The 18,686-nt window shown below is 55.7% G+C and carries 19 protein-coding genes and 1 other RNA gene; 8 read left to right on the top strand and 12 right to left on the bottom strand.

Annotated features, from left to right (window positions below):
• Positions 1-33 precede the first annotated feature (33 nt).
• A complete protein-coding gene (locus tag MITSMUL_RS09850) occupies positions 34-1,662 on the top strand; it encodes an ABC transporter ATP-binding protein/permease (RefSeq protein ID WP_169627173.1) in 1,629 nt (542 codons plus the stop codon).
• A complete protein-coding gene (gene cydC, locus MITSMUL_RS09845; protein ID WP_005842284.1) occupies positions 1,659-3,326 on the top strand; it encodes a thiol reductant ABC exporter subunit CydC in 1,668 nt (555 codons plus the stop codon). Before MITSMUL_RS09850 ends, cydC begins: the two co-directional genes overlap by 4 nt.
• A 72-nt stretch (positions 3,327-3,398) precedes the next feature.
• On the opposite strand, the gene MITSMUL_RS09840 is transcribed toward cydC, so the two are convergent.
• Positions 3,399-5,108 carry a phosphoethanolamine transferase gene (locus MITSMUL_RS09840; RefSeq protein ID WP_244944595.1) on the bottom strand — a complete coding sequence of 570 codons (1,710 nt, stop codon included), beginning with the start codon at positions 5,106-5,108 and terminating at the stop codon, positions 3,399-3,401.
• A 64-nt stretch (positions 5,109-5,172) separates the two neighbouring features.
• Between MITSMUL_RS09840 and MITSMUL_RS09835 the strand changes: the two genes are divergently transcribed.
• Positions 5,173-5,877, top strand: coding sequence for a hypothetical protein (locus MITSMUL_RS09835; protein WP_005842280.1), 705 nt, complete (start codon positions 5,173-5,175; stop codon positions 5,875-5,877).
• Positions 5,878-6,389: 512 nt separating this feature from the next.
• Here the strand turns inward: MITSMUL_RS09835 and MITSMUL_RS09830 are convergent.
• The 6 genes from MITSMUL_RS09830 to MITSMUL_RS09810 form a co-directional block, all read right to left on the bottom strand.
• On the bottom strand, positions 6,390-7,730 hold the full coding sequence (locus MITSMUL_RS09830) for an MATE family efflux transporter (RefSeq protein WP_040636208.1): 1,341 nt from the start codon (positions 7,728-7,730) through the stop codon (positions 6,390-6,392).
• Between the two features lie 681 nt (positions 7,731-8,411).
• Positions 8,412-9,074, bottom strand: a complete 663-nt coding sequence (locus tag MITSMUL_RS09825) for an energy-coupling factor ABC transporter ATP-binding protein (protein ID WP_005842274.1) — start codon at positions 9,072-9,074, stop codon at positions 8,412-8,414.
• Entirely contained in the window at positions 9,071-9,787 is a 717-nt protein-coding gene (locus MITSMUL_RS09820) for an energy-coupling factor transporter transmembrane component T family protein (RefSeq protein WP_211205241.1), read from the bottom strand. Before MITSMUL_RS09820 ends, MITSMUL_RS09825 begins: the two co-directional genes overlap by 4 nt.
• Positions 9,788-9,904: 117 nt before the next feature.
• Positions 9,905-10,918, bottom strand: coding sequence for a cobalt transporter CbiM (gene cbiM, locus MITSMUL_RS09815; protein ID WP_040636205.1), 1,014 nt, complete (start codon positions 10,916-10,918; stop codon positions 9,905-9,907).
• 167 nt (positions 10,919-11,085) lie between these two features.
• Positions 11,086-11,422, bottom strand: a transfer-messenger RNA (tmRNA) gene (gene ssrA / locus MITSMUL_RS12415).
• A gap of 84 nt (positions 11,423-11,506) precedes the next feature.
• The gene (locus tag MITSMUL_RS09810) at positions 11,507-11,848 is read right to left on the bottom strand and encodes a hypothetical protein (protein WP_005842269.1); all 342 of its coding nucleotides are present in this window, start codon (positions 11,846-11,848) and stop codon (positions 11,507-11,509) included.
• Between the two features lie 90 nt (positions 11,849-11,938).
• Between MITSMUL_RS09810 and MITSMUL_RS09805 the strand changes: the two genes are divergently transcribed.
• From MITSMUL_RS09805 to MITSMUL_RS09795, 3 genes are all read left to right on the top strand, one after another.
• Positions 11,939-13,126, top strand: a complete 1,188-nt coding sequence (locus MITSMUL_RS09805) for an AAA family ATPase (protein ID WP_005842267.1) — start codon at positions 11,939-11,941, stop codon at positions 13,124-13,126.
• Positions 13,108-13,671: a hypothetical protein gene (locus MITSMUL_RS09800; RefSeq protein WP_050751674.1), complete on the top strand. Its 564-nt coding sequence runs from the start codon at positions 13,108-13,110 to the stop codon at positions 13,669-13,671. The genes MITSMUL_RS09805 and MITSMUL_RS09800 overlap by 19 nt, the downstream gene beginning before the upstream one ends.
• 88 nt (positions 13,672-13,759) lie before the next feature.
• Positions 13,760-14,026 carry a HigA family addiction module antitoxin gene (locus MITSMUL_RS09795; protein ID WP_005842262.1) on the top strand — a complete coding sequence of 89 codons (267 nt, stop codon included), beginning with the start codon at positions 13,760-13,762 and terminating at the stop codon, positions 14,024-14,026.
• 66 nt (positions 14,027-14,092) lie between these two features.
• On the opposite strand, the gene MITSMUL_RS09790 is transcribed toward MITSMUL_RS09795, so the two are convergent.
• Together MITSMUL_RS09790 and relB are read right to left on the bottom strand one after the other, a co-directional pair.
• The gene (locus MITSMUL_RS09790; protein ID WP_005842261.1) at positions 14,093-14,359 is read right to left on the bottom strand and encodes a type II toxin-antitoxin system RelE family toxin; all 267 of its coding nucleotides are present in this window, start codon (positions 14,357-14,359) and stop codon (positions 14,093-14,095) included.
• Complete coding sequence (gene relB, locus MITSMUL_RS09785; RefSeq protein WP_040636370.1) at positions 14,356-14,577, bottom strand: type II toxin-antitoxin system RelB family antitoxin; 222 nt, start codon at positions 14,575-14,577, stop codon at positions 14,356-14,358. Before relB ends, MITSMUL_RS09790 begins: the two co-directional genes overlap by 4 nt.
• A 599-nt stretch (positions 14,578-15,176) precedes the next feature.
• Here relB and MITSMUL_RS12560 point away from each other — a divergent pair.
• Positions 15,177-15,332 carry a hypothetical protein gene (locus MITSMUL_RS12560; protein ID WP_005842257.1) on the top strand — a complete coding sequence of 52 codons (156 nt, stop codon included), beginning with the start codon at positions 15,177-15,179 and terminating at the stop codon, positions 15,330-15,332.
• A gap of 16 nt (positions 15,333-15,348) precedes the next feature.
• Here MITSMUL_RS12560 and MITSMUL_RS12780 read toward each other — a convergent pair whose 3' ends face one another.
• Together MITSMUL_RS12780 and MITSMUL_RS09780 are read right to left on the bottom strand one after the other, a co-directional pair.
• Positions 15,349-15,540, bottom strand: coding sequence for a hypothetical protein (locus MITSMUL_RS12780; RefSeq protein WP_147653002.1), 192 nt, complete (start codon positions 15,538-15,540; stop codon positions 15,349-15,351).
• 132 nt (positions 15,541-15,672) lie between these two features.
• On the bottom strand, positions 15,673-16,026 hold the full coding sequence (locus MITSMUL_RS09780) for a hypothetical protein (protein ID WP_147653000.1): 354 nt from the start codon (positions 16,024-16,026) through the stop codon (positions 15,673-15,675).
• Positions 16,027-16,351: 325 nt separating this feature from the next.
• On the opposite strand from MITSMUL_RS09780, the gene MITSMUL_RS09775 reads away from it, so the two are divergent.
• A complete protein-coding gene (locus MITSMUL_RS09775; RefSeq protein WP_005842250.1) occupies positions 16,352-17,509 on the top strand; it encodes an SAP domain-containing protein in 1,158 nt (385 codons plus the stop codon).
• 3 nt (positions 17,510-17,512) lie between these two features.
• On the opposite strand, the gene MITSMUL_RS09770 is transcribed toward MITSMUL_RS09775, so the two are convergent.
• Complete coding sequence (locus tag MITSMUL_RS09770; protein ID WP_071599952.1) at positions 17,513-18,655, bottom strand: AlbA family DNA-binding domain-containing protein; 1,143 nt, start codon at positions 18,653-18,655, stop codon at positions 17,513-17,515.
• Positions 18,656-18,686 lie beyond the last annotated feature (31 nt).

The following is an 18,686-nucleotide window of genomic DNA, read 5'->3' as shown; positions in this document are numbered from 1 at the left end:
AGTAACGATTAACGGATACAATCTACCATGAATATGAAGCAGACCTTTCTCTACAGCGCCCTGCACCGCGATGCGCGGGCGCGCCGCAGGCTCATATTGACCGAGCTGCTGCACGCGCTCGCCGTTCTCGGCGCCTGCGGGGCGGCCAGCCTGGCCATCGACCAGGTCTTCCTCGGAAAGGGCAGCCTCAGCACGACAGCACCAGTCCTACTGGTGCTGTTTGTCATGCTCGGCGCCCTTCACTTCATCGGGCTCTGGCAGAGCCGCCTGCAGCAATCGCTGTCGGGTGCCGTGCGCAAGGATGTGCGCGAGAAGCTCCACGCGCGGCTGCTCTCAAAGGAGGGCCAGACCGACCAGCGCTTCACGCGCGAGCTGCTGCCGCTCGCACTCGAGAGCACGGATGCGCTCGACGCCTGGTACACGCGCGTCCTGCCCGTCGTGCTCGGCATCGCCATCACCATGCCCTGCCTGCTCCTCGCCGCCTTCCTCGTCGACCCGATGACGGGCCTTTTGATGCTCGTGACCGTCCCGATCGCGCCGTTCCTGCTCTATTTGATTGGCCGCGTGACGCGCGAGGCCAGCGAGGCGCAGTGGCGCGCGATGAACCGCTTCTCCGCGGGCCTCGCCGAGATCCTTCGCGCCCTGCCGACGCTCAAGCTCTTCGCGCGCGAGCGGGCCGAGCGCCAGCGCGTGCGGGGGCTCAGCGAGGACTTCGCCGGCGCCGCCCTGCGCGTCCTGCAGCTCTCCTTCGTCTCCGCCTTCGCTCTCGAGCTCATCACGACCCTCGCCATCGCCATCATCGCCGTCAGCATCGGCCTGCGGCTGCTCTACGGCCAGCTGACCTTCAGCGCCGCCTTCTTCGTGCTGCTGCTGACACCCGAATTCTACCAGCCCCTGCGCCTCTCCGGCACCGCCTTCCATAGTGGGATGATTGCCCACACAGCTGAGGCCTCCCTGTTGAAAGCCTCCTCGGTCACGCAGACCTCCCTAAGTCCATCCGCGACAAGAGGAGCAATTTCCGTCCGCGATCTCTCCTTCCGCTACCCCGGCAGCCCGCTGCCCCTGCTCTCTGGCATACAGTTCACCGTCCCCAAGGGCGGCCTGACGGTGCTCGCGGGCCCGAGCGGCTGCGGCAAGACGACGCTCCTGCGCCTGCTCGCGGGACTGCTGCTGCCGGAGTCCGGCCAGATTGCGCGGGCAGCGGCCTGCAGCTACGTGCCGCAGGAGCCGCACCTCTACAATGCGACGCTCTTCGAGAATATCACGCTGTTCCAGCAGGATTGCAGCGAGCAGGCCGTGCGCCAAGCGCTTAAAGCGCTCTGCCTAAGCGAATGGGCCGAGGCCCTGCCGCAGGGCCCCGCCACCCCGCTTGGCGAGGGCGGCCAGAGCCTCTCACAGGGCCAGCGCAAGCGCCTCGGCCTCGCGCGCGCCCTTGTGCAGGACAGGCCGCTCATCCTGCTCGATGAGCCGACCGCCGCACTCGACGAGGCAACAGCCGCCACGATACGCGAGGTGCTACTTTCCCTGAAGGCGAGCGGCAGGCACACGCTCTTTGTCATCAGCCACGACGAGCGCTTGCAGGCGGCAGCCGACACCGTGCTGGACCTTGATGCGCTCCAGGCAGATGAAGCAGCTGCCCATAAAGGAGGTGAACGCCCATGACGAACTTATGGAAACTCCTGCGGCTGACCACGCTATTGGAGTTCCTGCCCGTGCTGCTCGTGAGCCTCATGGCGCTCTTCACGGGCCTCGCGCTGCTCGGCGCCTCAGCCTGGCTCGTGGCCTCGGCCGCCCTGATGCCGCCATTATACACGCTCGCGCTCGGCATCACCACCGTGCGGGCCTGCGGCATCGGCCGCGCCGTATTCCGCTACGGCGAGCGCTACCTCTCGCACCGCATGGCCTTCCGCATCCTGACCGAGATACGCACGTCTTTCTACGACAGGGCCGCCAAGGTCCTGCCGCTTCGCAGCGGCCCCGCGCGCCAGGGCGAATTCCTGCACGACCTCCTGACGGGCGCCGACGAACTGCGCGACTTCTACGTCCGCGCCCTGCTGCCCATCGCCGCCATCGGCACGATCACCGCGCTGACCACCTGGCTGCTCGCTGGCGTCATCGGCCTCTGGGCCCTCGCCCTACCCGCGCTCTATCTCGCGCGGCTCGTGCTCTCCTGCGCCAGTCGCCAAACAGGCGAAGAAAGGCAGCGCACGCGCGACGCCGCCTACCGCAGCGCCCTCTTGGATGCCGCAGGCGGTGCTGATGAACTGATCTGCGCGGGCCGCGACCCCGCCCTCAAACGCCTCTCGGCCCCCGCTCACGATCTGCTAGAGGGCTCCCTACAGCTCGCACACACCGATGCCAGGCGCGATGCCGCCGAGAACCTGCTCGACACCACCGTGCTGATGGCCCTGCTCGCCCTCCTGATCCTGCGCGTCACCGACGGAGCGCTCAGCGGCATTGACCTCTGCGTCTACTTCCTCGTGCTGCAGACCCTGCTCGTCGAATTCCGCACCCTGCCCGAAGCCATGTGGCAGGGCCGCCGCAGCCTGCTGGCCGCCCATTTCCTGCCAGAGCGGCAGATTGGCGAGACAGCGGCGACGGATGAAAAGGCAGGCGAGCCGGAGAGGCTTCCCGCACCAGCGCAGGCGATTTCCCGCGATGCAGATGCAGCAAACCAGACGCCACTCCTTGAAGCACAGGACCTCTCGTTCTCCTACCGCAAGGGTCAGGGCGTCCTTCAGGGACTCTCCTTCCGCATCGCGCGCGGCCAGCACACGGCCATCGTCGGCGCGAGCGGCGCGGGCAAGACGACGCTCGCCGAGCTCCTGCTCGGCGTCTGGCCGCCCGACAGCGGCACCCTGCGCCTCTGCGGCACGCCCTACCATGAGCTGCCCGCTGGCGCCATCCAGCAAGCCATCGCCGCCCTGCCGCAGGGCAGCGTGCTCTTTTCCGGCTCCATCCGCGAGAACTTCGCGCGCTACCGGCCAGACTGCAAGGAAGAAGACATCCTCGCCGCGCTAAGAGACGCCCAACTCGATGAGGTCGTCGCCGCCCTGCCACAAGGCATCGACACCCCGCTCGGCGAAGATGCCTGCTTCCTCTCCGGCGGCCAGCGAGGCCGCTTGCTGACCGCCATCGCCATCGCCGGCAAAGAGCCCGTCATCCTGCTCGACGAGCCGACCTGCGGCCTCGATCAAGAGACCGCCGCCGCCCTGATGGCCGCGCTCTTCACGAGAGTCCAAGAGACCGGCCAGACCCTGCTCACCATCACCCACGAGCGCACGCTCGTGACGAAGTTCCAGCAGACCATCGAGCTGCGCAAGTGAAGCAATACTCACCATGCAAAAAAGACCCTCGGGCACAGCCCGCAGGGTCTTCTTTTGCACGCAATCCGACCATCACTTCATCTCCGCATCGTAGTCATGCCCCTGCACCATGCGGTGTGCGCGCGGCTGGAACGCCGGGTTGATAACGCTCTTCCTGGGGTCGTACTCCGGCGTGCGGATGTCGAGGAGGTCGAGAAGCGTGTGGATGAAGTCATCCGTCATATACGGGCGGTCGACCGCCGCCTTGAGCGCCTGCCACTTCTCCGGATGGTGCGCGCGGTAAGCAGGCGACGCCCAGAAGATCATCGGAACCTCGAGCGTCTCCTTCGTCGGGTGCTCCTCGACGTGGCCCGAGAACGTACTGCCCCGGTCGTAGAGCGCCTCGCCGTGGTCCGGGATGTAGACGACGATTGCGTCCTTGTCCGCGAACTTGCCCATGATGCTCGTGACGATGAAGTCGTTGTAGTAGATGGCATTCGCGTACTGCGCAATCTCCGTGCGCTTCCCCTCCGAGAGGCCGTCCTGCGGCGGCGGCACGTCGGCCGCCGTGAACTTTGAGAAGATGTAAGGGAAGCGCATATAGTAGAGCCCGTGGCCGCCCATCAGGTGGATCAGGTAGAAATTTTTCTCCGCCGGCGCCTGTAAAGCCTCATCGACGAGCGGGAACAGCGCCTCATCGTAGATGCCATTGTCCTCATGCGACTCGCGCAGCCGCGTGAAGCGGCTGTAGTCGCTGCGGCCCGCGAACAGCTGCGCGACATTGCCCCAGATGCCCGAGCTCTCCTGATTCGAGAGCCAGTACGTCCGGTAGCCCGCCGCCTTCATCGTGTCAATCATGTTGTTGTAGGCATACCAGGGCTTCGCGGAGTCCATATCCGCAAACGTCAGAAGCTTCCGGAGCACCGCGACCGTCGCCGCCTCCGGCGAGATCGTGTCGCGGAAGACCGCGAGCTCCCCTTTTTCATTGAGCTCATCTAGATTCGGCGTGTTCTCGAGCGGGTAGCCGTAGAGGTGCATGCGGTCGCGCGTCGTCGACTCGCCGAGGATGAAGACGACGTACGGCGTGTCGCTCTTGTTCTCCGTGATCTCGACGTCCGACGATGCCTCCTCCTTGAGCTTCTCGAACGCGCGGATGTTCTCGACCGACGTCGTCGCCGCCCGCCCGACCCGCACGACCGGCACATCGAGCGAATCATTGACGATGAACGAGTAGTAGCGCGTCAGGAGCACCCCGCCCGCTATGAGTGCCGCCACGATGACAAGAGGCAGCGAGAGCGACAGATGGTGGCGCGTCAAAAAAGGGACCTTCACGAGGTGGAGCCTGCGGTAGGCAAAGACGCCCGCCACGACGAGCAGGGCAGCCGCCGCCACGCCCTTCCAGCCCACGTACATGCGGATGAACTCCCCCGCCTCGCGCGGATTCGTCTGCAGCACCGCCGTCACGATGCCCGCGCCAATCAGCGAGCTGTACTGCACGATGGAAAAGAACTCCACGCCGCCGAGCAGCAGCGAGACAAAGAACGACAGAGCAAAGAGCAAGCGCCGCAGCCGGCGCACGGGGATAAAGCCCAGGATCAGGACGTAGAGCAGCACCCCGCCGAGCAGGAAGACCGCATCCGCCGCAAGCACCCCGAGCTGGTCCCCCTTGTACATGTGGATGTTGAGCCACGCGATCGGCGCAAAGTTCAAGAGATACAAGACGAGCAGCAGCCCCGCCTCATGCTCCACCACATGCGTCCCGCGCGCCCAAGCCCTGAGCACAAATCGTTTCAACGCGTCCAAATTCCCAACCTCCCGAAGAAATGGTATAATATAACTATTATACACGATTCTGGAGGTTTTTTTCATGACACAAGAAGAATTCCATAAGCTCGTCCACCTCGTGATGGACTCCCCCGCCCATCCGCCCGAGAAACTCTTCATCGGCGGCATGGACAGCTGGCACGCCCGCGCGCGCCTCGCCCACTTCCTCGCCATGAAGGGCATCGACAAGACGGATGAAGCCCTCGAGCTCTTCCACAGCGTCGTCGACGCCGAGATCGACGACGAGAAAGCCGAGGACGTCGAGGAAAAAGTCTTCGCCCTGCAGCGCCTGAGCTCCCTCGAAAAAGAGCTCAACAAGAACGACGACGCCCTGCGCCACATCGACATGGCCATCGAGCTCGCCGAGTCGACCGACTTCCTCTACAAGTACATCCTGCGCGGCGAACTCTGGGCCGACCGCTGGAACCTCATGCACAAGATGAACATGACCCAGGAAGCCGAAGCCGAAGTCGACGAGCGCATCGAAGCCTACAAGGACATCCCCATCCACCACAACAGCTACCTCTACTACGGCTACCGCTTCAAGGCCCAGCTCTCCGCCGAGCGCGGCGTCACCCTCGTGGCCAAGGACTACATGCACATGGCCCTGCACGCCATGGAGATCCCCAAAGAATACGAAGCCGGCCTCGAAAAAGCCTTCGCCGCCACCCACGACAACGCCTCGTGGATCCTCACCGAAGTCGACAAAGCCACCCCGAACCCCGATAACCTGCACTGGGATATATAAAAAGTGCGCGGGCATACGGACGGAGGGGGCTATATTTCGGCTTCGTCGCTCCGCTAAATGAGCCCTATGATAGGATATCCCTTCGATGTCACCTCGCCGCCTGCCGCGGCGTTCTCACATCGCATTTCTATGCTAAAAAGTGTCAGGGCTCAGCCCTGCGGGCTATCGCTGCGCTCCTGCAGGCGAAATACAGCCCCCTCCTGAAGATACCCCCTACGACGGAGCCTCCCTCCCGCTACGTTCCTGCAAATAAAAGCCTCGACCGTTCATCGATGATACAACAAACGGTCGAGGCTTTTTGCAACTGCATCTTGGCCCGAGGGGCTGGATGAGCATAAGCGGAGCATTTGATGTTCTGCGTTAAGAAAGGATTTTTTGCCTACCAAGCCCCTTACAAAAAAGCGTCGTCCAAGCGAAGCGCGTTTAGCGTTTTGTAAGGATGCATTAAAAGGCAAAAAATCCTTTCAGCAGACTGCCATCGCGTAGCGTTGACCAGCTATCCCCGACCTCGCTTAGCAGAACGCTGCCCTGCCGCGCGCTCGCAGAAGGGCAAAAGCCCCGATGCAAATGATGACCGAGACGATGGAGCCCGTCGCTGTAGCAAGCCCCATCGGGAACAGCGTGTCCGGGTACCAGATGGACGTCAGGTAGACGAGCGGGATGCGCGCCGTCACGATGGAGACGACATTGTGCAAGAACGAGATTTCTGAGCGGCCGCAGGCGCAGAAATAGCCACTGAAACAGAAGTGGATGCCCGCGAAGATGCAGTCAAAGATGTAGCCCTGCAGGTACGCGCCGCCCGCCACGATGACGGCCGCGTCATACGTGAACAGCCCGACAATGCCATCCGCCGTGTACTGCGTGACGATGGAGACCACGATGCCGAAGCTCACCGCCATCGCCAACGCATAGCGAAGCGTCTGCTGCGCGCGGCCGACCTTGCCCGCACCGATGTTCTGCGCGCCGAGCGCTGAGACCGTCGAGAGCATCGACGATGGCACGAGGAAGATGAAGCTGATGACCTTCTCGACGATGCCGACCGCCGCCGCGTCCGTCAGCCCGCGCATGTTCGCAATGACCGTGATGACGAGGAATGCCACCTGGATGAAGCCGTCCTGCAGCGAGATTGGCACGCCGATGCGCAGGATGCGGCGCAGCACCGCAAGATCCGGACGGAAATCCTGCCGCGAAAGCGCAATGCCCGCCTTGCCGCTCTTCACATAGGCGAGCGTGAGCACGACACTGATGGCCTGCGAGATGACCGTGCCCCAGGCCGCGCCAGCCGGGCCCATCGCAAAAGCCCCCATGAAGAGATAGTCGAGCGCGATGTTGCAGAGACAGGCCACCGCGACAAAGTACATCGGGCTCTTCGCATCGCCGAGCCCGCGGAAAATCGAGGCGATGATATTGTAAGCCGTGATGAGCGGAATGCCGAGGAAGCAGATCAAAAGATACGCCTGCGTCCCAGATGCCGCCTCCAAAGGCGTCTCCATGACACCCGTGATCGAGCCGCGAAGCGCGATCAGCACCACAGCCAGCACGATAGAGACCGCAAAGAACAGCACCGCCGTCGTGCCGATGGCCTTCCGGACCCGCAGCCCGTCCTCCGCGCCGACCGCCTGCGCAATCGTGACCGTCGTCCCCATCGCCAGCCCCACGATCATGACCGTCAGCATGTGCATGACCTGACTGCCAATCGATACCGCCGTGATGCTAGCCGCCCCCTCAAACTGCCCGATGATAAAGAGGTCCGCCATGCCGTAGAGCGTCTGCAGGAAATACGAAAGAAAAAACGGCAGCGAGAAATACAAGATATTCCTCGCCACACTGCCCGTTGTCAGATTCTTACTCAAAAAGATCCCTCCTTGACACCATAGTAAACACTACAACTATGATAGAGTCAAGGGGGATTCGAGAAATATATGTACGGACGGAGGTGGGCTATATTTCGGCTTCGTCGCTCCGCTAAATGAGCCCTATGGCAGGATATCCCTTTGATGTCACTTCGCCGCCTGCCGCGGCGTTCTCACATCGCATCTCTATGCCAGAGATTGTCAGGACTCAGCCCTACGGGCTATCGCTGCGCTCCTGCAGGCGAAATACAGCCCACCTCCTAAAGATACGTCTTGCAGCGGAGCCCTCTCCTCGCTGCGATATGCAAAAAGAGCCTCGACCTTTCATCGATGATACGACGAACGATCGAGGCTTTTTGCAACCGTACCTTGGCCCGAGGGGCTGGATGAGCATAAGCGGAACATCGACGGGACTACGTGTCAGGGGAGAGGCTGGCAAAAGCGTAGCCTTCGGCGCGCTGCGTGAAGAACGGATTTTTTGTCCACTAGAATCCTTAACAAAGAGCGTCGTCCAAGCGCAGCGCGTTTAGCTCTTTGCTAAGGATACCATAAAAGACAAAAAATACGTTTAGCAGCGCGCCGTGGCGAAGCGTTGCCAGTCTCTCCCCGGCCCTCCATTGCGCAGCGTTGTTCAGCCAGCCCCTCGGGCCCCTCGTCACATCCCCGGCTCGCTTAGCAGCCTCATCCCAACTGATGCTCCGCCGTCAGCCGTATCTCTCGATCCGCGACTTTCCCTGCGATATCGGGGTGGTGCGACGTCACGATGATCGTCTTCCCCGCCTCCTTGAGCGCCTGCAAGAACCCCGCCAGCCACTCCTGACTCTCGGCGTCGAGGAAGTTTTCCGGCTCGTCGAGTGTCCAGACCGCCGGATTCATCGTGAAGATCGAAGCCAGCGCCGTGCGCTTCTTCTCGCCGCCCGACAGGAAATACGGCGGCTTCTCGCGCAATTTCTCCAGCGAGAAATACCCGATCGCGTCCTCCACGCGCCGGCGCACCTCATCCTCCGCCAGCCCCATCTGCAGCGGCCCGAACGCCAGCTCCTCCTCCACACTCGCGCAAAAGAGCTGCGCATCCGGATTCTGCCAGACATAGCCCACGCGCTGGTGGAAGTACTTCGAATAGCGGTGCTCCCGCATCTTCTTCGCCGTGATCGCCGTGCCCTCAAAGCGATACGTCCCCACCTCCGGGAACACCAGCCCGTTGAGCAGCCGCAAGAGCGTCGTCTTGCCCGAGCCATTCGGCCCCGTCAGCAGCACCGCCTCCCCCTTCTTTATCGTGAAACTGATGTGGCGCAGCACCGGCTCGCGGTCAAACGCACAGCAGACATCTTCAAGCGCAATCAAATGAATCCCTCCAAGCGCAGATACAAGAACACATAAAACGCGACGAGCAGGCACGGGATGAGGCGGCCCCATAGAGCCCCCTTTTCCCGCGGCCCCTCCAGGCGCGGGTACTCCCCCGTAAAGCAGCGGCAACGCATCGCCTCCGCCATCTCGAGCGAGAGCCGCTGCGAGCGCTGCACGACGATGCCCATGATGCCCGCCATCGCCTTGTGCTTGCGCGGGTTGTGGCCGACCGAGCGCAGCTTCAGCGAGGTAAGCAGCAGCGACGCCTGATCCCCGAGCACGACGAGATAGCGAAGCGTCGTGTCGAGGATGAAGATGACCTCCGGCGGCAGATGAAAGCGCCGCAGTGCCGCCGTGATCTCATGCCACGAGAAATACTGCTGCAGGAGATTGAGTGCCGTCACGCAGAGGAACGTCTTGAACGGCAGCAAGAGCGACGGCCCCGGCCCCCAGAAGACGACCGCCGGCAGCACGAGCAGCAGGCAAAAGACAGCAGCCGTCAGCGCCCCCGCGATGATCTTGCGCAGCTGCGCGCCCGTCAGCGCCGTCATGAGCACGAGCTCCCCGCCGAGCACCGTCCAGAGGAACGCCGGCGTGCGCGCCGTCACGACAGCGAGCAGCAGGAGCAGCAAGAGCGCGAGCGCCGCCCCCGCCTGCCCGCGGTGACGCCTTCCCGCCTGCGCGCGCAGTACCTTGAGCATCTCCATCATACGCAAAAGAGACCGGGAGATGAATGCATCCCGGTCCTTGTCAGGTCGATATGATTCTTCGCGCTTTGCCCATTCCGGCAAATCCTTCATGAAGAACACCTCAGATTCTAAATACCATCAGTGATTCGAGACCGAATCACCGTAATCCGTGTGCGAGGCGAAGAGCGGTGCCGCCATCTTGAACACGATGACGAGCAAAGCCGTGCCAATCAGTGCCGAGAGGATGTAGCCAAAGGCCTCCGGCAGCCCCGCAATCGCATAGTCCGGGAACAGCGCCTCAAACGAGAAGCCCTGCTCCATGCCAGCCGGCGTGTAGCCGAGCGCCGAGCCGAGGAAATCCTGTTCCGCGAGCTCCGAGGAGTCCCACTCGCCCCAGGCCGTGCCGGCTGCGAGCAGCCCGAGCGGCGTGCAGACAATCAGCGCCGCGATGAGGCCGTAGAGCGCGCGGTTCGTCTTCATGCGGACCGACTGGAAGAGGTCCGGCGACGTCTTGCGCAGGTACGCGAGCACCGCCGTCGTGAAGACGACCTCCGCGAGGCCGAAGATCGTCAGGTGGCCGACCATCATCGCCGGCACCGAGATCCAGAGCGGATACGGGCAGTAGAGCGCCTGGCCCGCCGCATCCGTGAACAGCAGCGGCTGCACGCCGAACTCGATGGCCGCCACGAGCGCCGCCGCATTGATGCCCGCATACGCGCCGAGCCCCGCCGCGATGTACTCGCCCGACGGCGATTTCAGATGACGGCGCACAAGCTGGTAGACCGCATAGCCCGTGAATGGCAGCACGAATGCCATGTTGAAGCAGTTCGCGCCAAAGGCCAGGATGCCGCCATCGCCGAAGAACAAGGCCTGGATGAGCAGCGCAACACTGACCGAAAGACAAGCTGCGTACGGCCCGAACAGGATCGCGATCAGCGTGCCGCCCACCGCATGACCCGTCGTGCCGCCCGGCAGCGGCACATTGAACATCATGCCGAGGAACGACAATGCCGCCGCAATGCCCAAGAGCGGCAGCTTCTCCTGCGGCACATGGCGCCGCACCTTCGCGACCGCCACGAACCAGACCGGCGCCATCGCCGCGCCCAGCACCGCACACGTCGATGGACTCAGGTAGTTCTCTGGAATATGCATGAATTCATCTCCCCTATAAAAAGCGTGATAATCGATGCTTCCATTATACGTCATCTTCATGGCCCGCGTAAGCCTCCCAGGGGGATACGGATCAGCCGCGAAACACAAAAAGGCCCGGACCAAAAGGTCCAGGCCTCAAGCCGCCCGCAGGCAGCGATTGTCCAATTTGGTGGAGATGAGGAGAATCGAACTCCTGTCCGAAATACATCCACATCACAAAGCATTATCGCAATAGCCCGAGAATGCGGGCATCATAGGAGCGGAACTCTGGGATTCAGAGTTCTCCACCACCTGTTTTTACAAAACAGGAAACTGCCGTCTTTATTTAAAACCTCCGGGTTGGCTGACGGTTCGTACTTCCAGAGGGGCTATCTGAGCTAGGCTCAGGCAGCGTAAGCGTATTCAGCTTCGTCAGTTGAATTTAGCGGTCAAGCTTCAGGCGTTCATGACCATTGGCCTGCGAACTTCGTGGCTTCAATACCCCGTCGAAACCTTTACATCCCCCTACAAAATCACGTCCCAAAGACGCGACAGCGTGGATGACTCCACATTTGGTATCCTTAATGATAGCACACTCCCGCCCGCCCGTCAATCCCTCGTCAGACACAGTCCCCGCCGAGCCCATGGATTGCATTCACTCAGGCCGCATTCCCCCACCAAGCCCATGGACCTCATCCACTTCGCCTGCACGGCGCATGCCATGCGTTGTACGGGCGGCCAACGGCGGTCAACCGCCGCGGCCATGAGCCGCTCGACATAGCGTTTGCGCAGGAGCTCGATGGCACTGCAGATGATGAATACAGCGAGCACCTTTCTGATGAAGAACAGCACGAACCAGGACGAGTGGAGATAGTCGAGGTTTGGGAAGATGTAGTCCCAGATCAGCACACGCTTGAGCTGGTTGTCGTGAATCAGGTAGATGCCCAACACCGTCCCGGCGATGCGGTTATTTCACACATATAAACATAATACTTGTTTATATGTGTGAAATATGGTAAAATATTATCGGGAGGTATTAACATGAAGACTATTCGCATTTTAAAGGTGGCATATCGCAACCTGCCACTTTATGAAAACGGTACGTTCTCTTTTAACTTCATGGCATCTGATCGCGTTACAGATAAAACGCAAGTCTTTTCCATCCAGCGTTCCATTTATACACAAAAACTTGAGGCTATCATTGGCATCAATGCCTCGGGGAAAACTTCGTCATTAAAGTTACTCTTCTTTGCTATGTCTATTGTTTTGAACAATGCTACATTGAATGATAAAAACCTTTTAGGCAAAGAATTATTACGTGACGGTACAGAAATCACTGTTACATTTATTTGCGATAATATGTGTTGGCAACTCTGTTCTATTATTGGGATAAAGAAGGATAATGCGGACGCAGATCGCCTTTATTACAAAGATGAGTTCTTATATGGAAAGAGTTTGCAAGATATACGGTCAAAGGATGACCCATTCCGTTATGACACATGTGCTTCCGGTAAGCAAAAATGTCAATTTATGCAAAGATCTACTATTTCGAAGGAAACACTCGCAATGATGTTGCCAGATACCAGTATCTCGCTTTCTATTACCAGGGATGCAGATACTTCTTTGCAGCAACTCATTTTATTCACGAATGTGAATATATCGGTAGCAAGAGGAGCAACCGATCCTGCAATTCTTCATGCGTTCGATCCGATGCTGGATGAATTCAATGCCAAAGACTCTGACGACGGGATTGTATATACAATTCGGTTCAGAGGTGACAAAAAATCCAGAGTAGTTTATTCCCCATTCGTGCTGGATAACATCATCTCATCTGGCACTATAAAGGGAAAGAATATTCTATTCTTGATAAAAAATGTTCTCGAAACTGGCGGATATCTCATTGTTGATGAATTGGAAAATCATATGAACAAAGAGTTGATTCATATGATTACAGACATCTTCAAAAATCCAAAAATCAATCCACGTGGGGCATGTTTGATTTTCACGACTCATTACGCAGAGATTCTTGATTTTATGGACCGAAAAGATAATATCTACATCGCAAGAAGAAATCAAAACGGCATTGAGCTTTCCAACTATTCAAGCTTAGTACGGCGTAACGATTTAAAGAAAAGTGAGGTCATCCTTTCTAATTACATAACAGGGACAGCTCCTCTTTATGAGAACATGCAAGCATTGGAGGATTATTTATGTCAAACGATAAAATAAATCTGGATATGCTCGCCGATGGTTACGTCATTTGCATTTGTGAAGGTGCCGCAGAAGAAACAATTATGAATCTCCTGCTAGATCATGATTGTCTATGCTTTAGTAGGGATAACCTGGTCGGACGCTCTATCACCAGGAAAAGAAAAGCTAGTGAGATTGAAAGGGAGTATTTACAGCGGGGCTATACAAAATCTGTTGTCATCCTAAGGATATTGGATTCCCGCAGTGAAAACTTCCGATTACAACCTGTTTATCAAGGACGATATCCAGTGTATAATATTTACACACGACCTGAGATTGAAACACTTTTGATTATTGCAGAAGGTACCTACGATAAGTATATAAAGAGCAAAAAATCTTCTTTAAAACCAAGCCTATACTGCAAAGAAGAACTTTCCCTAGGTAAGCACATTAAGAGCAAAGATTTTCTGGAAGATTATTTCTGCGATGTCACAAAATTGATTTGTGCCATCACAGAATACAAAAGGTTACGCGGTCAAAAAGAATACTGTTTAGCGGATTTACTAAAGCCAGCGAATAATTGAATTGGAACGCGGCCCTGACGTCCATGGGCAAAGATAAGGAACGCAAGAATCCGACGAAATCCTACATGTGGGTCTTCAGCAGCGGCGAATGTCGGAAATCCTCTGGGAAGAATTCATGGAACCGATGGGGATTTCCGCGTACCGGCTGGCGAAAGACATCCATGTGCCGGTATCGCGCATCCAGGAAATCCTGCGGAACAAGCGCAAGGTCACGGTAGACACCTCCCTTCGCCTCGGCAAGTATTTCGGCGTCAGCGACCGCTATTTCCTCGATCTCCAGAACGACATCGACATCCGCAACCAAAAAATCGACATGAAGCACGAGCTCGATAAAATCGAGCCATGCATTGCCTAAGCAAAACCGCTCCGGATACCAAGGACCGCCCTGCAGCACAGCAACTGCAGGGCGGTCCTTGCGTCATCATGAATAAATCTCTCGGCGATGCCCGACGTGCAGCATCAGGATGACGACGCGCTCGTCCTGGATATCGGCTATCAGGCGATAGTCGCCGACGCGGTAACGCCATTCACCGCTATGGTTGGCGGTGAAGCCCTTGCCGTGCTGACGCGGGTTCTCGCAGCCCTCCAGATTCTTGCGAATCCATCCCAAAAGCAATGCGGCCGTGTGACGGTCCATTTTCTTCAGGGCCTTTTTGGCCGCCGGTGTGAAAAGCACATGGTACGTCACGCGAGGCCCAGCTCCTTCTCCACTTCATCCAAGGTAAACGTCTCCGGGTTCTCGCGGTATTCCTTCATGGCCTTCTCGTAGCACTTCATGTCAAAGTCATCCTCAATCCGCTCCAACACAGCGCGGCGGACCAGCTCCGACATCGATATCCCATTCATCTCAGCATACTTGCGGAAAAGCATCGCATCATTGTCATTCAAACGAACCGATATAGTCATAAAGAACCCCTCCTTCTGTAATACATTGTAATACAGAAGGAGGGAAAAGTCAATCGCAGCTCCAAGCCACACTCTCCCGTCGAGCCCATGAATCGCATTCACTTAGGCCATGCTCCTCAACGAGCCCATAGCACCCTTCCGCCTCGCAAGCTCGGCACCTTCCCCACCCGGGGAAGGCAACGCTCCCCAGCCACCCCCAAAAACCAACAAAATTCCCCGAACAAAAAAGCCTTCCCCGCGCACGGGGAAGGGGGACCGCGTTAGCGGTGGAAGAGGTCCATGGTCTTGCAAGCTCATCCCAAACTCATTTCACCTCAACCTCCAAGCGGTGTACCCCCGCACACAGGGAAGGTGGCAGCCGCAGGCTGACGGAAGAGGTCCATGGACGAGTTGCGCACCACGCATCTACCCTTGCTGGCATCTCCCATCCCTGCTATACTACAATAGAGGGGATTCCCCCTTAGAGCTAACACAGCATTTTGCTGTCATCTACGATGCAATTTGATGGTCATCGGTAGTCGAGCCGTCTGGCTCTGGCATAAATCCAAGATAGAAAGGGACGTGATGCCTCTGGTGTCACGTGACGAATGCCTGCTTCCATGGAAGCGTTTCTCTCCTCGGAGGTCGCTATCTTCACGGTCTGCGGACTGGCTGCACTCTCAGTGCTGGTCTTCCTCGCCTTGATTGTGCTGGCTTCCTTCGGGGTCATTGACGGGAAGTTCCTGCTGGAACTCCTCCGCATCATTCGCAAGTAACCCTTCGGCGTACACCTCAAAATGAAAAAGCCGTCCTGCCAGGGACGACTTCTTCGGGATGTACGGTGGCCATCAGCGTCTGCCGCGCTGTTTGTATGGCTGAAATTTTTTTAGACATCAGATATGCCGAGCCGACCATCTTAGGTTCGCTCTTTTTATCTATGCAAAGCATACCATAAAAATAGAGAAAAGTCAATCGAAGCTCCAAGCCCACTCCCCCGCCGAGCCTATGGATCGCATTCCACCGCCCGAGCCCATGACCCCCTTCCGCCTCGCAAGCTCGGCACCTTCCCCGCGCACGGGAAAGGAGGACCGCGGAGCGGTGGAAGGGGTCCTCATCTCACTCCCATGTTTTCTGTCTGAGCAAATCAGCGAGCTGTTGTGCATTGGGGATATCCTGCCTACCGAGCACTTCGGTCAGGTCAAAGACTCTCGAGCCTCTGGGCGGGTATTTCGACTTTTTCTGGAAATCCGTCTCGTAGAATTCATCAACAAAGAAATACCTCTGTGAATCTTTTCGCAGGTCATAGCCATATCGTTTCGCATCGTCGATAGCCCGTGTGATCAGCTCTTTCCGCTCACCGGTCAGCTCGCCCTTCTCCACCGTATACTTGACGTTGTCCGGCTTCGATGCATCCGCGACGATTATCGCCGCAATCTCGCCGACCGCGCGGACGCTCTTGTTCTTGTACAAGCCAAGGTAATCATGCGGTCGAAAGCCTCTATGAACGCCATCATAATGTATTAACATTATAACGCAAAAATCGGATTCCATCAAGAAACACCCACTTGTCAGCCACCCGCTCTACCGAGCCCATGGCCCCCACACCCTTAGGCATATACTGGAGATTCGGGAGGATCATACGCTTGATCTCAACCTACGTTATATTTGATACAATCGAACGATAACTGAAATTTTGAATTCCCCGTATACATAGTCCGGGTCACTTTTTTCCTTACAGACCTGAACCATTATGGTATACTGGAATAAAAGGAATCTATAACAAGGAGCTGATACCATGAGCTTATTTGATACTTTCAAGAAACTGTTCCATCATCCCATCGACAACACCTCGGCAGCAGAGCAGACTCCTCCTCCGGACAACGATAGTCCTGTGAAGATTACTTTTTCACTAGAAGCCCCTGCGGATAGTCCGTCGCCAGATATAGTCCCCCTCAGTGTACGTCTAAAAAAAGCGGTTCCGACAAAAAGGGGCCTATATCCGCATGAAATCCTGATGCTCGATTATGCCCATACATATTCTACAGACTTATCGCATCAGCATTTCCAGGGGTTCTGGTATTATGAGTATTCTGTAGAACATCCTGGAGAGGTATTAAAGTCACTGGAACAAAGAGGTTTTATCCAGCCTGGTAACCTACGTTCTGCCATCCAGAATCAGACACTCCCGATAATAAAAAATGAATTGAGGGCAATCGGTCAAAAGGTGAGCGGCAAGAAGGCTGATTTGATTGATCGTCTGTTAAGCAATGCTTCTCCCGAAGAGTTGGAAAAGAAATTTCCTGTACGCTTTTACGAACTGACTGAATCTGGTATACAGGAGCTTACAGAGAATCAATATGTCCCCTATCTCCATCGTCACAAGTATATGTCCATCTGGGAGATGAACGACCGGATGAACCATAAGAATCCGCATCACTTTAGCTACCGCGACCTCATCTGGCAGTTCTTCAATGAGGAATCTCTTAAGCATATTAATGAAGGTGAGATGGGACTTTACCGTTGTACCCGGCTCGATATGTATGAATTTCTCTTCGAAGAAAAGAAATACGAACAGGCATTCAACTTTTTATGTGAAGTAATTGCCTATAATCTGAGCGGCATGGATAACAATGAGTTCAGTGATATTGATGAAAGGTTTCGCTTAGAGCTCATGCTCAAGTATGATTTTCCTTACAGACAATCAAATGCAAAGCTGCCACCAGCCATAAAGCAATGGATGGCCAATCTCCAAGGGCGATTGGGATTATCTGATGAAGGTTTACGTGAACGGTTGTTACAGCAGTTCGAATCCATCAGTTTGTATCGGCATATCTTCACTACTGCAGAATGCGTCGATATCGTAATGGCAGAACTCAATGATGACACCGATATTCTGAATACCATCTATCACAAAGCGGAAGCCAGACTGCATACCCGGTTGAACTCAATATGAACACTATAAAGTTTTATTTAATTTTCTCCATTGTAACAATATTTTATTAAGTGCTGCACCTATTTTCAACCGTTCCTGAACGACACGCTTTTCGGTGCCTCGTAAATCTGATGTGTCATAAACTTTCGTATCCATACTAATAAGGCTTTTAAGCTGATTTAAATTGGACGATATATACTTTTTAAATTCATTTTTCTCAGCTTCAGATTCAAATAATAATACTACTCGCATAAAGTAATCATACGCTATTTTTTGTTCTTGTTTTTCATGACTATACATAAATTTCAGTAATTCATATCTAGGGCTGTCAGAAAGATAAAATTTATATGAGTAACGACCATTATATCCTTCTTTTTTACCTATGAATCCCCATTCAGGAACAGGTACATGCAGTCTTCCTCCATCTAGATGAACAATCTGATATGTATCCAACACGGTATTGTTGGCTATTATATCAATGCAAGAGTAGGATACGCTCGTGTTAATTTGAGTATATGCATAAAATTCCGCAACCAGAGTATCTTGTTCATCATCTTGGTAACTGTGGATTCGATATTCTGGCTTATAAACATTGTAGAAATCACCATCATAGTCCGACCACTCTTCTCGATTTTTCAGTCGATCTATTATATATTCATAAGGCGGCTTAATGAGCCCCATCCTTTTTCTCCATAGATTTTCTATAATCTCCATATCAGCGTTTCCATTATTAGAAGTATTCCTATCTTGAACACGCGCATAGATGCATCCGCGTTTCATATTCCCATAATCTCGGTTCAAATAAACTGGTGTACGTTCAACATTATCAATTATCAATACATCAAGTTCAACGCCACTAATCATGACTGTTTCGACAGATATCTTAGGAGAAACATCTCCAGCAAAATGCAAATTCGATAATGCATCAATAATATCAGCTTGCTTTTTTCTAGGCTCAGTCATTCCTACAATTTTCAAATTGTCTGCAATACCGAAAATGATGTAGCACTTCTTGTCGTGTACCGTATTGGCAAAGCAAATAATATCCTTTAGCAAATCTTGTATTCTCTTGTGCCATTCTTGTTTGAAGTCCCAATATTCTCCTTCTTTGCCTTGTTGCAAACAATGTTGAACAATCTGTACTGTTGAATAATCTCTAAAACACATACCTATCCCTCTCGCTAATCTTATCTATGCA

This window comes from Mitsuokella multacida DSM 20544, assembly GCF_000155955.1.
GTDB lineage: Bacteria > Bacillota > Negativicutes > Selenomonadales > Selenomonadaceae > Mitsuokella > Mitsuokella multacida.
The sequence above is the reverse complement of the archived record's forward strand: the minus strand, read 5'-3'. Positions and strand labels throughout refer to the sequence as shown.